The sequence below is a fragment of the Pandoraea capi genome (assembly GCF_902459735.1).
Lineage (GTDB): Bacteria > Pseudomonadota > Gammaproteobacteria > Burkholderiales > Burkholderiaceae > Pandoraea > Pandoraea capi.
Genome location: NZ_CABPRV010000005.1, coordinates 370,384 through 383,623 on the forward strand (window position 1 = coordinate 370,384; position 13,240 = coordinate 383,623).

A 13,240-nucleotide genomic window follows, 5' to 3' on the forward strand; every position below is an offset into this window, starting at 1 on the left:
CGCCTACTTACCTAGAGAAACATGAAAGTCGTCGCTGTTCAAGCAAACCTCGACGAGACGGTCGATCTCGTTCGAAAATACGCCCACGATGAATTTGCTCGTGCCATTGGCGTTGAGATGCCGTCGGAGCAGGATGTTCGTTGCTTTCTCCTTGACCGCTTGCGCTCGATGCAATTTACGGTTGCGGAAGCAGGAAGCGAGCTAACCCTTCAACGGGTATACGGCTGCGCGTATGTCCTGCCAATATGCATTCGATCGGAAGGGCTTCAGGTCGTCGAAGCGCGGCTCGTTGTCATGCCGGAAGCGCGTCACACGATGAAGACTTACATCCCCATTTCGGAGTAGGCAATTCCCGGGCTCATTCACCCTGGCGGACTTTGAGCCATCTGGCGATGGCTGCCGCTCGGGCGAGAGCTGAGCGCTCCTCCTTTGACAGCTTCGAGACACGCGCTTGGCCGCCGGTTGGCGAGATTTCACTTCGCTGCTCTGGCGTCAGCGCAATTGCTCTTGCATTACCACCTTTCTTCGCCCGTTCTTTTCTTTCATGGCTCACTCTACTGCTCGTCGCGGTCTGGATAAGCATGATCGCTCTTCTCGAACACTTAGATCAATCGGGAGCAGAAATCGAAGGGTGTCCTGTCTGCGGTCTCCCTAGTGGTGCTGGGGGAGGTGAACTAGCACAATACACTGTATAAAAACACAGTATATTTTTGGCGCTGATGAGATCGGTTCCGGTGGCATGATTGCGTTGTTTGAATCTCAAGGGGCGGGTATGAGACGATTCACTCACGCAATAGGGCTTTCTTTAGCAGTTGAGGACTGGTATGGGGCATTGGCGCTGGCATTGACTATGCCGGATGTGTGTGGGCGCCTGTCCGAGCCCGACGCGAATTCGCGGTCACGCTACGTGCGATGGTTCGACCAGTGGCTACTGGCAAGTTTCACAGTGAATGTCGGCCCGCATCAGGAGCGAGTGGTGTTCCTTAGTGGCTCAGACTGCTATGCACTCAGGTGCTCGTACCTACATGAAGGCGCTGGCAATATCGAAGAGCAACATGCGAGGGAAGCACTCCGGTCGTTTCACTTCATTACGCCGCCGAATAGCGGGGTGATGCATAACAATCGCGTAAATGACGTCCTTCAGTTGCAGGTAGATATTTTTTGCCGTCAGATTGCCGCTGCGGTGGACAGGTGGTCTGATCACATCCGAGCCGACGAAGCAATTCAAGGTCGTATTGCGAACCTGCTCGTTATTCACGACGGGGATACACAAATGGCGATCGGGCTGTGATGCCGAATACGGGGGACCATCGTGTGCACGAACTACCGAGTACCTGACCGCCAGCTGTTCAGCGACAAGTACGGCGTCGCCGCGCCTTCGGGTGAGTGGCGAGACGAGGTCTACAAGGACTATTTCGCCCCGATCATTCGTGGGGACGGCGACGGGCGGCGCTCAGACCTTGCGTCATTCGGGATGGTGCCGCGCGAGAAGATCCCGCAGGGCGTTAGGGTGTTCGACACGATGAACGCGCGAGCGGAGACGGTTGGGGAGAAGCGCAGCTTCAGCGGCGCCTGGAAAAAGCAGCAGCTCTGCCTGATCCCGGTGCAGGTGTTTTACGAACCTGACTACGAGACAGGGAAGGCGGTGCGCTGGGCTATCGGCATGGCCGATGGCGACCCATTTGCGATTGCGGGACTGTGGCGGGAATGGGAGGGCGAAGGCGGTTCTCGGCTGTCGTTCACGATGCTGACGCTGAGCGCGGATAACCACCCGCTGATGAAGCGCTTCCACAAACCGGGAAGCGAGAAGCGGTCGGTGATCATCATCCGCCCCGACGACTATGATGACTGGTTGGCGGCGCGCTCGATCGACGAGGCGCGGTCGTTTGTAGTACTGCCGGATGCAAAAGAGATGTCCGCGCACGCCTCACCGAAGGCGGTGTGAGCGATAGCGTTGGACGAAGGTATTCATGCTAACGTTACTCACAAGCAAACGAGCGAAGTGATAGCAGAAAACCGTCCCTTAGCGGGAAAATCCAAAAATCAGCGGGAAAATTTAGTGCTCGCTAACCTGCGGAGCATTGAATTTTGGGGTGACCGATGGGACTCGAACCCACGACGACTGGAATCACAATCCAGGACTCTACCAACTGAGCTACGGCCACCGCCGTGATCAGCGCTTTGACTTGCTCGCTGAACAGAAACAAGAGTATAGCGACATTTTTATCGTGTTGCCAACACTTTTTTCACTTCTTCGAAATATTTCTTGGCTCTCGTGCGTGATCGATGCGCAACCCCGTCACCTCACGCGGCGAACGCTCATTGACGATACGCGCAAAGTCGTCAATAGACTGCGTCGTTTCGTCAATCAATCCCGGGAATTTCCGGGGTGGGTTCCAGAATCGATCGGCGACATGGACCGCAGTCGGATTGTCACGCCGTCATCATTTCATGTTGCGCCGCGAGTGCAAGAAAAGCGGAGCGCGACATGTGACGCTTTTCCGCCGCCGCATCGATTTGGTGAACAAGGCGTTCGGGCAGGCTGATGTTCAGACGGATGGCGCGGTTGCTCACCTTCGATAAATCGATATCGACAAACATCCAACTGCCGTTGCCGTCGTCAACCTCATTTTCACGGAGTTTGCGAAGGTCATGCGTAGGAGATGGGATGACGTAATCGCCGTCGCCATACATCAGTTCCACCGCTTCCTGTGCATTGCGCTGCAGATCATCGAGCGTATCGGCGGCGGTATGAACGCCCGGCAAATCCGGAAAGACACCGCCGAAGGCACTTTCCTCGTCCTGCCATACATAAATTGGATATTTCATAGGCTGCTCCGATCAATACCGGCCTGTTTGAGAATCGAGCGCAGTGTGCCAATGGGCAAATCTCGTTAGGGATGAGGAACGATCACCGCGCGACCATTGGCATGGCGGAACTTGGGGTGACTTCCTTTTACGGCAACCTCAGTGAACCCAACCGCTCTCAACTGCCTGATGACGTCTGCGCTTTTCATGTGCGAAATGCATTTTACACAATATTGTGTAGTATTGATGGGAGGCTTGACCGGGATGGCAAGGGCGATTCGCGTCTGAGTTTAGGAAGCCGCGCCGGGCGAGAGCGGCATGCCTGTGCTTTGGCGGGCGGAAAGGCCGGCGCCGTCGTGAGCGTGTGAAGAGCGCAGTTGGGAAATTCGGTGAATGCCCATTCGTTTTGCCGGAGAGAACGGCCTCTGCGTAGGGGGCGACGTCCCGGACGCGAACTGAATCCCAATCTCATGCGAACGCGCCAGGGCGGCGGAGTCGAGGCGACGTGGGGACATGCGTAAAGTTTGATCTACGTCTAACTCGTGGTTCGCGGCTTCACGCCAGGCCGGGCAGGGCCGCCCATAATGGGTTCGTCATGTGTTCATGACCCTGTCTTCCCGGGGAAACATGGTGCCCCATGCCACCCGGTTCTTGAGCCCACCTCCCTCAGGTGGGCTTTTTTTCGTGCGCGTCGTGGTCGACGAGCACTTTGAGTGTCGCCGCGATGTCACTCATGGAATTCGAACGTGCTAGGATTTTTGGCAGCGCAGTGCGTTTTTCGATCCTCGGAACATCGCGGAGGCAGTCATGAGCACTTTTCTGCATGGCGGGCTCGGTCTCGGCAGTGATGGCGAGTCCGTGCACTTCAAGGTAAGCGTCGACGGCAAGGTCTGGACCTGTCAGATCGGCCGCGCGTCGCTCAATCGCTTGTCGGGCGTCGAAGCCGGCGGCGAAGCGCTCTTCGATCAGTTCGTCGAGTTTGAGGACGACATCGTAGAGTTCGCCGCGCGAGCTATCGCCGACGGCGCCGATACCGAACCGGTCGACGTTCGGGCGCCCTGACGCCATCGCGGCCCCTGCGTTCGCATGACGTCGGTTGCCGTTGCCGTCTCTCGCCATTACTCGAACCACGGAGTCTGTCATGAGCTACGCGTCGCATGAGCAGGTCTACGATTACCGCGCGGGCTATCGCATCCGCGTGCGTGCGTTTCAGAACGAGTACGCCGGGCCGTGGGACTATCTGGTGCAGGTGCTCAGGCACGATAAGCCGGAAGGCCCGGAAGTGCGCTCTCCGGACGGCCATCGCGACAATCGCCTCGATGCTGAAATGGCGGGACGTAAGGCAGGGGAGCGAATCGTCGATGAATTGCTGGGGGATGGCGGCGCCTGAGCGTTTGCGTATTCCGCGTTACGCGCCGGATGCCGTTTGATGCGTTTGATGCGTTACGCCCGTGCGGCGTCAAGGCGTCATGACGTCAAGCCACCATGGGCGTGGAACGTCAGAAGCCCCCCTCAGTCGGTGCTCCCGTCGTGCAGCGAGCGCCACACGCCCTCGGACGATACCGCCGCGCGGCCGTCCTCCGCGAGCTTGTCGAGATGTGCACGCAGCGAGCGTCGGGCGACCCCGTGACGCGCAGCAGGCACATCGGCGTAGACGACCGGAGTCAACGTCTCCACCGTTGCCGGACCGACCTGCCGCAGGGCTGCCAACGTACTCGCTTCCCGGGCGAGCCGATGCGCAATGAGCCGCGCGATCCGCTGTGCGGGCCGATCCATCACGAACCCATGTCCCGGCGCCAGCCATTGCGGACCCAGCGCGGCTAGCGTCTCCAGCGACGCCAGATAGGTCGCCATGTGCCCATCCGGCGGATTGATGACGACCGTCGACCCCTGCATGACGTGATCGCCGGTGAAGACAAGCTTCACCTCATCGAGTCCGTAGCACAGGTGATTGGCGGCATGCCCCGGCGTATGAATTGCGCGCAGGCGGCGGCCGTCCGGCAACGTTACCTCGTCGCCATCCGTCAGGGTGACGTCTGGCACAAAGCCCGTGTCTTGCCCTTCATCGTGGACGGCAGGCATGCCGTAAGTCGTCGCACCCGTCTTCTCCTTCAATGACTGCGCGCCGGGCGAGTGATCGCGATGCGTATGCGTGACGAAGATTTGTCGCACGACACCGGACGTGGCGCGCAGGATCGCGTCGATATGCGCGGCGTCGTCGGGGCCGGGGTCGATGACGGCCCAGGCGTTCTGTGGACCGCCGCCCACAAGATAGGTGTTGGTGCCGGGCCCGGTCATCATGCCCGGATTCGAAGCGGTCAACCGCAATACGCCCGGCATGAGTTGCACGACCCGTCCGGGAGCGATGTCGTAGCTGCCCGTCCCTTGTTCCTCCGGATCGATCAGCGTGAGTTCGGCCCAGGCCGGTTCGTCCGGCGTGACCGGCCATCGACCACGTTTCCCGTTGGCGAGCCGAGGTTGAATGCGCGGGATATCCTGCAACGCACTGGCCGTCGCGATGGTCTGTGTGGCGGTGCCCATGCCGTCGAGCCATTGGAGCAGCTTGCGTGTGGGCGGCAACAGACGCAACTGATCCGCGTGCGCGAGCGCGTATTGCGGACGCATCCACCGATGGGCCGCCGTCTCGATCTGATCCACTTCGACGAGTTGGTCCGCCGGCAGCATCGCAAGAAAGAAGCGCGTATCGAAGCGTTTGGGCAATGCCAGCGGTGTGACCCAATGACTCAGGTAATGCAGATGACGAGGTGTGAGCCGCACGTTCGACGTCTGGCAAAACGATGCGATGTCGATCGTTCCATCGTGGAGTGCTTCGCGTTGCGCGCGCAACGCATAGAGGCGCGGTTCGTCGAGTTTGGTGTCGGCAATGTCGACGTCCTGCGCAAACAGCACGCCGGTTTCTTCGAAGCATTCCCGGATGGCGGCGACGTAGTAATCGAGGCCGCCCTCCGGAAGCTGGAGACGTGCGCTCGCTGTCTTGTCGTCGAGATCCTCGCAGACGGCATGGCCGCGGCGGTCGGCGGCGTCGACCACACCGCCGGGAAACACGTAGGCGTTGGAGCTGAAATCGTTGGCGCGAACGGCGCGTCGTAATAACAGCACTTCCATGCCGCTTGCGCGCTCGCGCAGCAGTACCAGACTTGCCGCCATGCGCAGCGACGAGCGAGGCGCTTCGCCGGAGGGGGACGGTGGCGTTTCGGTGCGACCGGGTCGATCTGCCATGGGACGTGCGCACGCAAGCCGCGCGAATTCAGAAAGTCCTTAGTGTGCCATCGGAAAGCGTCGGCCGCAGGCCGGGCGACTCCCGATGGGCGGCGTGCCGGCCGTTCGGTTAGCAAAGTAATGAAATCGAGACGCTACGACGCGGCGAAGAGAGGCCGGAAGATCCGGGCGGGCTAGGGAGGAACGCCAACTGGTCATGTCGCGAGGTCGTTTCATGCGGTCGTGCGACATCGCGAACGATGCCGCAACCCTTTGCGCTACATCACGCTGCGTCGTTAGCGGCTTGCGTCGGTACGGTCATGACGTCGTTGCGGGGACGGTAGTCATGCGTGGACGGCATCCGCGCGGCCACCTCCTGAAGCCATTGCATCGTCGCTTCGGGTTGCGTCACGGGCAGCATGTGGCCGCCGTCGACGAGCGCCAGACGTATGCGAGGGTTGGCGACCGGCATGCGCTCACCATGCTGACGGTAGTCGAGAATGCGGTCGCCGCGTCCATAAAGAATGTCGACCGGCACCGTCAACTCGGCGTAGTGTGCGGCAAGCCCGGACATGTCGCGCTCGGCCGCAAGGATGTCGCCGCTACCGGCCTCGAAGTTGCCCGGCCGAAATCCCAGCACGCCACCGCCGCGAATCAGGAAGTCCTTGGGGGCGTCCTCCGGGCCGAAGACGTAAGTGAGCGTCGTGCGTCCCGTCATCATGCCGACCGGAACGGCGAGCGTGCGCCCGACCCAGCGACGCCACCACGCACTACGGATGGCGAGCGCCCGAAACGGGGCAGGGACGTCGGATACCGGTTGCGTGAGCGGCGCGATCAATGCGAGCGCGCCCACCCGTTGCGGATGATCGAGCGCGAGCCTCAGCGATACTGCACCGCCGAGCGAATGCCCGACGATCAGCGGGCGATCCAGCGCGAGCTTGTCGATCACCTGGGCGACGACGTTGGCTTGCCATGCGATAGCGGCGTCACGCCCCGATGCGCGAGTGGAGTAACCCGACCCCGGCCGGTCGATGAGCACGATGCGGTGTGTGTGGGCGAGCGCCGCGAGCGGCAGATAGGCAAAGTTGCGTAACTGACCGCAAAGCCCATGAATGAATACGATCGCCGGGCCGTGTCCAAAGTCGACATAATGCAGTCGTTCTCCGTCGATCTCGAGAAACTGGCCATCCGGCGGCACGCTCGCTTCGGCGCGGTGCGCCACGCGCCGCGTGAACCGCATCAGAACGAACACCACGGCCGCGAAAGCGATGACGAGGCAGGCAAGCAGATAGGCAATGAGCATGGGGGCGTGTCGTAGCGCTGGATGAGGGAAGGGCGTCATTCAGAACGCATCGTAGCAAGGTGCGGTGCCGGCTCGCGATGCGACGATGCGTCGCACTGCCGCGTGGCACGTCGCTCGAAGCGCATGACGCCATCGTCGACGCGGCTCCAGCGCATCAGGCGCAGGTCACGCAAATAGCTTTGGTAGAACACCCAAGGCTTGCGTCGGCCCTGCTTGGGTAAAACGCCTGCTGCCCGTTGTATGTAACCCGACGTCAGCCCGATCGCGGGCAACTCGCCTTGCTCGCCGTCACGCAGATGCGGCACGCATGTGTCGGCATCGTGTGCATTCATGTGATTGATGAGGCGGCAGACGTACTGCGCGATCAGCTCGGCCTTCAGCGTCCAGGACGCATTCGTATAGCCGAAGATCGACGCCAGGTTCGGCACGCCGCTGTACATCATTCCTTTGTACGCCACGGTGTCTGTGAGTGCGACCGGTTTGCCGTCGACCCGCAGCCGTGCACCGCCCATCAGTTGTACGCGCAGGCCGGTGGCGGTCACCACGATGTCCGCGTCGAGCGTCTTGCCGCTCTTGAGCGTAAGCCCGGTCGGCGTGAAGGCCGCGATCTCGTCCGTCACAATGTCGGCACGCCCGCTGCGCATCGCCTTGAAGATGTCGCCGTTCGGGGCCAGACACAGACGTTGGTCCCATGGGTTGTAACGCGGCGTGAGATCACGTTCGACGTCGGCATGACCCTGAGCCTGTCGCGCGGCGCGCTTGATCAGCAGACGTCGGACCGCGTGCGGCCAGCGTCGCGCGGCATTGTAGAAGCCGAGTGTGATCAGCACGTTCTTCATGCGCACGATGCGGTGTGCCGCACCGGCCGGCAACCAGGTGCGCAAGCGCTCGGCCATGCTGTCGCGTTGCGGCATCGACAGAATGTAGCTGGGCGAGCGTTGCAACATGGTGACGTGGGCGGCGGTGGCGGCCATGCTCGGCAGCAGCGTCACCGCCGTCGCCCCGCTGCCGATGACGACGACACGTTTATCGCGATAGTCGAGCGCTGCGGGCCAGTGCTGCGGGTGAACCACGGTGCCTTTGAACGACGTCATCCCCGGCCACGTGGGCGCATGACCGGCGTCGTAAGCGTAGTAGCCGCTGCACATGAACAGAAAGCGGCAGGTGATCGCGCGCGTCTCGCGATGGCCGTCGGCATCGGTGTGCTCGACGTCGAGTGTCCAGCGCGCCACGCTCGAATCCCAACGGGCCTCGATGACCTGATGTCCGTAGCGGATCTGGTCGGCGAGGCCCTCGGCGTGCACCGTCTCCTTGAGATAGTCGAGGATCTTTCCACCGTCAGCGATGGCCTGATCGCTCGTCCACGGACGGAAGCTGAAGCCCAGCGTGAACATGTCCGAGTCGGAGCGCACGCCGGGGTAGCGGAACAGATCCCATGTGCCGCCGAGCGCTTGACGCGCTTCGAGCATGGCAAAACGCGTACCCGGGCAACGTTCGCGCAGATAGTGGGCGGCGGCAATACCGGATAGTCCGGCGCCGACGATGACGACGTCGAGACTCGAGAGGTTCGCACCGGCGCTGGCTTGGTGAGCGGCTGCGGTAGCAGTGGCGTGGGTCGTCATGACGAGATCCTCGGACAGGTGATGGCGTCAGTGCGTGGACGATTCGGTCGTGGTGGAGTGCGCGCTGGTGGCGCCGGTCGCACGCTTGCCCGACATGGCGGAGCGACGATAGAACCAGACGACCAGGGCCTGATAGCTCGCCCCGAGCAGACGCGCCAGCTTGTCGACCCGGCGCGCATCGGGGCCCACGAGCACGCGCCGGGCATTGCGCTGGACACCCGCCAGGATTTGCCGCGCGGCCGCCTCTGCACTTGTCACGTCGATGAGCTTGTTGGCGCGACGGCGATGGGTCTGTGCGTCGATGCCGGTGAACGCGGCGATGCTGTCGTCGATGCGCGACGTCGTCACGATGTTGGTGGCGACGCCGCCCGGATGCACGCACGTACACGATACGGGCGAGCCCGCCAGATCTAGCTCCATGCGCAGGGCTTCGGTGAAGCCGCGTACGGCGAACTTGCTGGCGTTATAGGCCGATTGCGTGGGCATCGCGATGATGCCGAAGAGGCTCGACGTGTTGACGATGTGACCGTCGCCCGAAGCGCTCAGGTAGGGCAGGAAGGCCTGCGTGCCGTGCACCACGCCCCAGAAGTTGATGTTCATCAGCCATTCGAAGTCTTCCTGACGCGCCGTTGCCGCAGGCACCGACAGCGATACGCCTGCATTGTTGAACACGAGGTTCACCTTGCCGTGGACTGCCGCCGTATCGCGTGCCCACGCGAAAACGGCGTCGCGCTGGGCCACGTCGAGTTGTTGCGACGTAACGCGTACACCGAGGCGTACGCCGAGCGCGCGACAGGCGATGGCTGTGTTGGCGACGCTGGCCTCGTCGATATCCGAGAGTGCGAGATGCGTACCTCGGCGGGCGAGTTCGAGCGCGAGCGAGCGGCCCATGCCCGAACCGGCACCGGTGATCGCGGCGACCTTGTCCGTGAACGTCTTCATTGCGCTGTCTCCGTCTGGGGTGCGTCGTCGCCCATCCGTCTCGTCTTGCAAGGGCGCCCGCGCTACCTATAATGAGGTCATGCAAATTTGGTGTTGAGTGTCACCACTTTAGTTTTCCGTCCGGGTGATGTCAAATAGCGAAATGGAACAAGGACTCGAATCGAGGGATGCTGCGATGTCGGATGCAGTGGCGAAGGCGCCGGCCCGGGGGCGGCGCTACGGCGGTGTAGGTCAGGCGCAGCGTGAGCAGGCACGCCGTACGGCTTTGATCGACGCCGCGACCGAGGTGTTCGGCACCGTCGGCTTTCGCCGCGCCACCGTGCGGGCGGTGTGCGGGCTGGCCAGGCTCAACGACCGGTATTTCTACGCGGCGTTCGCCAACATGGAAGATCTGCTGCGGGCGACCTATGCGCATCACGCGCAATCGTTGCTCGCACAGTTGCAGGCGGCCATCGCGGCGAGCGCCCCGACGCTCGATGCGCGTCTCGATGCCGGTCTCCACGCGTTCTTTTCTTTCCTGCGCAATCCGCATGCGGCGCGTGTGCTGCTACTCGAAGTGATGGGCGTGAGTCCGGAGACGGACCAGACCTATCAGCGCTACATCTTCGAATTCGCGAAACTGATTCTCGGCATGGCGTCGACCCCCGAGCCGGAAGGCGATGAGGCGCAGGCGCAAGCGCGCATCGTCGGCCTGGCGCTTGTGGGCGCCATGACCAACGCGGGGACGGCATGGGTGCTCATGGGCTATCACGACACGGAAGCCTGCATGGTGGCGAGCTGTCGTCGCGTGTTGCGCGGCGCGCTGGCCTGACGCACGACGCTTTCGTCCTGTCGTCCTTTTGACCTTCCGTTCTTGGGTCTCTCGCCCCTGCGATTGTCGAAGGCCGCCGCAGCGGAGGGCAGGCTCGCTACAATACGTCTTTCCCGTACGACGCCCGTGAGGTGAGATCGTCCCGCGCTCACCTTCCCCGTCGTCGCCCCTAATTCCTCACTCTTCAAAGGTCGCAAATGACCACTATCGGAACCCCGCTGTCGCCGAGCGCGACGAAGGTCATGTTGTTGGGCGCTGGCGAACTCGGCCGTGAAGTGCTCATCGCGTTGCAGCGTCTCGGTGTCGAGACGATTGCCGTCGATCGGTACGAGAATGCACCGGGCCAGCAGGTGGCGCATCATGCGCGCACGATCGCGATGACCGATCCCGAGCAACTCAAGGCGCTGATCGAGGCGGAGAAGCCGGATCTGGTCGTGCCGGAGATCGAGGCGATTGCCACGCCGATGCTCGAAGCGCTGGAGGCCGACGGCGTTGTGCGCGTGATTCCGACCGCGCGCGCCGCGCGTCTGACGATGGACCGCGAGGGCATCCGCCGTCTGGCCGCCGAAACGCTGGGTCTGCCGACGAGCCCGTACCAGTTCTGCGACTCGCTTGAGCAGTTGCAGGCAGCCATCGACGGCGGCATCGGGTATCCGTGCATCGTCAAGCCGGTCATGAGCAGTTCGGGCAAGGGGCAGAGCAAGATCGACAGCGCGGCCGATGTGAAGGCCGCCTGGGACTATGCGATGGCGGGCGGGCGCGTGAGCCATGGCCGCATCATCGTGGAAGGGTTCATCGACTTCGATTACGAGATCACGTTGCTGACGGTGCGCGCGCGCGGCGCCGACGCCCAGGTCGAGACGCACTTCTGTGCGCCGATCGGACACAAGCAGGTGAGTGGAGACTATGTCGAGAGCTGGCAGCCGCACCCGATGTCGTCCGTCGCACTGGAACGGGCGCGTCTGATTGCACGCGAAGTGACCAACAATCTTGGCGGGCAGGGCATCTTCGGTGTCGAGTTGTTCGTGAAGGGCGACGACGTGTGGTTCAGCGAAGTCAGCCCGCGTCCGCACGACACGGGCATGGTGACGATGATCACGCAGTGGCAGAACGAGTTCGAGCTGCACGCGCGCGCGATTCTGGGGCTACCGGTGAACACCACGCTGAAGACGCCGGGTGCGAGTGCCGTGATTTACGGCGGCGTGGATGCGAAGGGCATCGTGTTCGACGGTGTCGATCAGGCGCTGCAAGTGCCGCAAACGGACATTCGTCTGTTCGGCAAGCCGGAGAGCTTCGTCAAGCGCCGCATGGGCGTGGCGCTCGCTTACGACGATGATCTCGATGTGGCGCGCAGTCGTGCGGTGGAAGCCGCCAGTCGCGTGAAGCCGCGCGCGGTCTGACGCAGCGCAGTATCGCCCAGCCATGAAAAAACCCCGCCTCGGCGGGGTTTTCAGTTCGGGCGGCGGCTAGGGTTAGCGCACCGCCCGAGGCGCGTCGATCGCGGGAGCGATCGCTCAGCCAGTCACCAGACCTTACAGCGGCTGGATTTGGCTAGCTTGACGGCCCTTCGGTCCCATCTTCACTTCGAAGCTGACCTTCTGGTTTTCTTGCAGCGACTTGAAACCCTTCGATTGGATTTCCGAGAAGTGGGCGAAGAGATCTTCACCACCTTCGTCCGGCGTAATAAAACCAAAACCCTTGGCGTCGTTGAACCACTTGACGGTACCAGTTGCCATTTCTTAAATCCTTAAAGTTTTCAAATGAGCGAGCGAGATGCTCAGCGAGCGCATGACATTAAAGCTGATCAGGTACAACCGAGTTGACGCAGAGGGCGACATTAGATGACACAAGACTCGCCATACAACGTTCATGCACCCGTTTTTTTACGGGAAAGGTGGGAAGGTGTCAAGCAGGGAAACTGTGGGATTGTTGATCCACGCCAGTTTCCAGCCATTTTTCGCTGCGATGCGACATGCGTTCGGCATTGCCGGACGGCCGGTCTGCGAGATTGCGCCACATCGCGCCTTCGCCTGCATTCGGCGCCATCTGCATGGCATCGAAGTCTTTGATCGTCCAGCAATCGTTACCCGCCAGCATGTCAGATTTTCCCGCTTACCGGGAAGTGTGGTGACGGGAGTGAGACATGGCGATGCGTCGTTTCCCAAGCGCGTGCGATGAAAAAATGCAGGGCGACGCGGTGCGCACAGGTGGCGTTGTGGTGCAGACACAACGAGCACATCGTCAACTCGACGTTTCATGCTTGCGTCATCGCGGTGTGCGCCGAAGTTAGCGCGCTCAATAGCTTATGCCGACCTCATGCATGACTTCATGCCGGTGCGCTTCCTGTCTCCGACAGCGCAATGCGTACCTGATGCTTTTGATAGGTGTGTCGATGCGATGGCGGCTGGCGTCCGGTGATTGTGAAGTGGCCGCTGGCGAGTCGTTTCGTTGCATCGCGACGGATCTGCGGCGTAAGGGTGACGTCTGCGATGTTGTGTGCCAGCCTCGCCCGGCACGGTGGACGACTGCCCGCCC

At 61.8% G+C, this 13,240-nt stretch carries 16 protein-coding genes and 1 tRNA gene; 6 read left to right on the top strand and 11 right to left on the bottom strand.

The window, feature by feature from the left end; genetic code table 11:
* The first annotated feature begins 21 nt into the window (after window positions 1-21).
* Window positions 22-345 (top strand): hypothetical protein, encoded by a 324-nt coding sequence (locus PCA20602_RS13675; RefSeq protein ID WP_150721681.1) that lies wholly within the window; start codon window positions 22-24, stop codon window positions 343-345.
* A gap of 13 nt (window positions 346-358) precedes the next feature.
* Here the strand turns inward: PCA20602_RS13675 and PCA20602_RS25635 are convergent, their stop codons facing one another.
* Window positions 359-583: a hypothetical protein gene (locus PCA20602_RS25635; RefSeq protein WP_174981101.1), complete on the bottom strand. Its 225-nt coding sequence runs from the start codon at window positions 581-583 to the stop codon at window positions 359-361.
* 156 nt (window positions 584-739) lie between these two features.
* Here PCA20602_RS25635 and PCA20602_RS13680 point away from each other — a divergent pair, with 156 nt between their 5' ends.
* Window positions 740-1,291 (top strand): hypothetical protein, encoded by a 552-nt coding sequence (locus tag PCA20602_RS13680; protein ID WP_150721682.1) that lies wholly within the window; start codon window positions 740-742, stop codon window positions 1,289-1,291.
* Between the two features lie 21 nt (window positions 1,292-1,312).
* Window positions 1,313-1,945, top strand: a complete 633-nt coding sequence (locus tag PCA20602_RS13685) for an SOS response-associated peptidase (protein ID WP_150721683.1) — start codon at window positions 1,313-1,315, stop codon at window positions 1,943-1,945.
* Window positions 1,946-2,089: 144 nt separating this feature from the next.
* On the opposite strand, the gene PCA20602_RS13690 is transcribed toward PCA20602_RS13685, so the two are convergent.
* From PCA20602_RS13690 to PCA20602_RS26030, 4 genes are all read right to left on the bottom strand, one after another.
* Window positions 2,090-2,165: transfer RNA gene (locus tag PCA20602_RS13690), tRNA-His, on the bottom strand.
* A 268-nt stretch (window positions 2,166-2,433) separates the two neighbouring features.
* Window positions 2,434-2,829, bottom strand: coding sequence for a type II toxin-antitoxin system HicB family antitoxin (locus PCA20602_RS13695; protein WP_150721684.1), 396 nt, complete (start codon window positions 2,827-2,829; stop codon window positions 2,434-2,436).
* A gap of 65 nt (window positions 2,830-2,894) precedes the next feature.
* Complete coding sequence (locus PCA20602_RS13700) at window positions 2,895-3,017, bottom strand: type II toxin-antitoxin system HicA family toxin (protein ID WP_150721685.1); 123 nt, start codon at window positions 3,015-3,017, stop codon at window positions 2,895-2,897.
* 457 nt (window positions 3,018-3,474) lie between these two features.
* Window positions 3,475-3,951 (bottom strand): hypothetical protein, encoded by a 477-nt coding sequence (locus tag PCA20602_RS26030; protein ID WP_246182150.1) that lies wholly within the window; start codon window positions 3,949-3,951, stop codon window positions 3,475-3,477.
* On the opposite strand from PCA20602_RS26030, the gene PCA20602_RS13710 reads away from it, so the two are divergent.
* Window positions 3,950-4,198 carry a hypothetical protein gene (locus PCA20602_RS13710; protein WP_150721687.1) on the top strand — a complete coding sequence of 83 codons (249 nt, stop codon included), beginning with the start codon at window positions 3,950-3,952 and terminating at the stop codon, window positions 4,196-4,198. The genes PCA20602_RS26030 and PCA20602_RS13710 overlap by 2 nt on opposite strands.
* A gap of 122 nt (window positions 4,199-4,320) precedes the next feature.
* On the opposite strand, the gene PCA20602_RS13715 is transcribed toward PCA20602_RS13710, so the two are convergent.
* From PCA20602_RS13715 to PCA20602_RS13730, 4 genes are all read right to left on the bottom strand, one after another.
* Complete coding sequence (locus PCA20602_RS13715) at window positions 4,321-6,048, bottom strand: MBL fold metallo-hydrolase (protein ID WP_150721688.1); 1,728 nt, start codon at window positions 6,046-6,048, stop codon at window positions 4,321-4,323.
* A 262-nt stretch (window positions 6,049-6,310) separates the two neighbouring features.
* Complete coding sequence (locus PCA20602_RS13720; protein WP_150721689.1) at window positions 6,311-7,330, bottom strand: alpha/beta fold hydrolase; 1,020 nt, start codon at window positions 7,328-7,330, stop codon at window positions 6,311-6,313.
* A gap of 35 nt (window positions 7,331-7,365) precedes the next feature.
* Window positions 7,366-8,952: a flavin-containing monooxygenase gene (locus PCA20602_RS13725; RefSeq protein WP_150721690.1), complete on the bottom strand. Its 1,587-nt coding sequence runs from the start codon at window positions 8,950-8,952 to the stop codon at window positions 7,366-7,368.
* A 27-nt stretch (window positions 8,953-8,979) separates the two neighbouring features.
* Window positions 8,980-9,894, bottom strand: a complete 915-nt coding sequence (locus PCA20602_RS13730) for an SDR family NAD(P)-dependent oxidoreductase (protein ID WP_150721691.1) — start codon at window positions 9,892-9,894, stop codon at window positions 8,980-8,982.
* A gap of 127 nt (window positions 9,895-10,021) precedes the next feature.
* Between PCA20602_RS13730 and PCA20602_RS13735 the strand changes: the two genes are divergently transcribed.
* Window positions 10,022-10,705 (top strand): TetR/AcrR family transcriptional regulator, encoded by a 684-nt coding sequence (locus tag PCA20602_RS13735; protein WP_150721692.1) that lies wholly within the window; start codon window positions 10,022-10,024, stop codon window positions 10,703-10,705.
* A 197-nt stretch (window positions 10,706-10,902) separates the two neighbouring features.
* Window positions 10,903-12,105 carry a formate-dependent phosphoribosylglycinamide formyltransferase gene (purT, locus tag PCA20602_RS13740; protein WP_069344351.1) on the top strand — a complete coding sequence of 401 codons (1,203 nt, stop codon included), beginning with the start codon at window positions 10,903-10,905 and terminating at the stop codon, window positions 12,103-12,105.
* A gap of 132 nt (window positions 12,106-12,237) precedes the next feature.
* On the opposite strand, the gene PCA20602_RS13745 is transcribed toward purT, so the two are convergent.
* The gene (locus PCA20602_RS13745) at window positions 12,238-12,441 is read right to left on the bottom strand and encodes a cold-shock protein (RefSeq protein ID WP_069344352.1); all 204 of its coding nucleotides are present in this window, start codon (window positions 12,439-12,441) and stop codon (window positions 12,238-12,240) included.
* Between the two features lie 169 nt (window positions 12,442-12,610).
* Window positions 12,611-12,802 carry a hypothetical protein gene (locus PCA20602_RS13750; protein ID WP_150721693.1) on the bottom strand — a complete coding sequence of 64 codons (192 nt, stop codon included), beginning with the start codon at window positions 12,800-12,802 and terminating at the stop codon, window positions 12,611-12,613.
* Window positions 12,803-13,240: the final 438 nt, after the last annotated feature.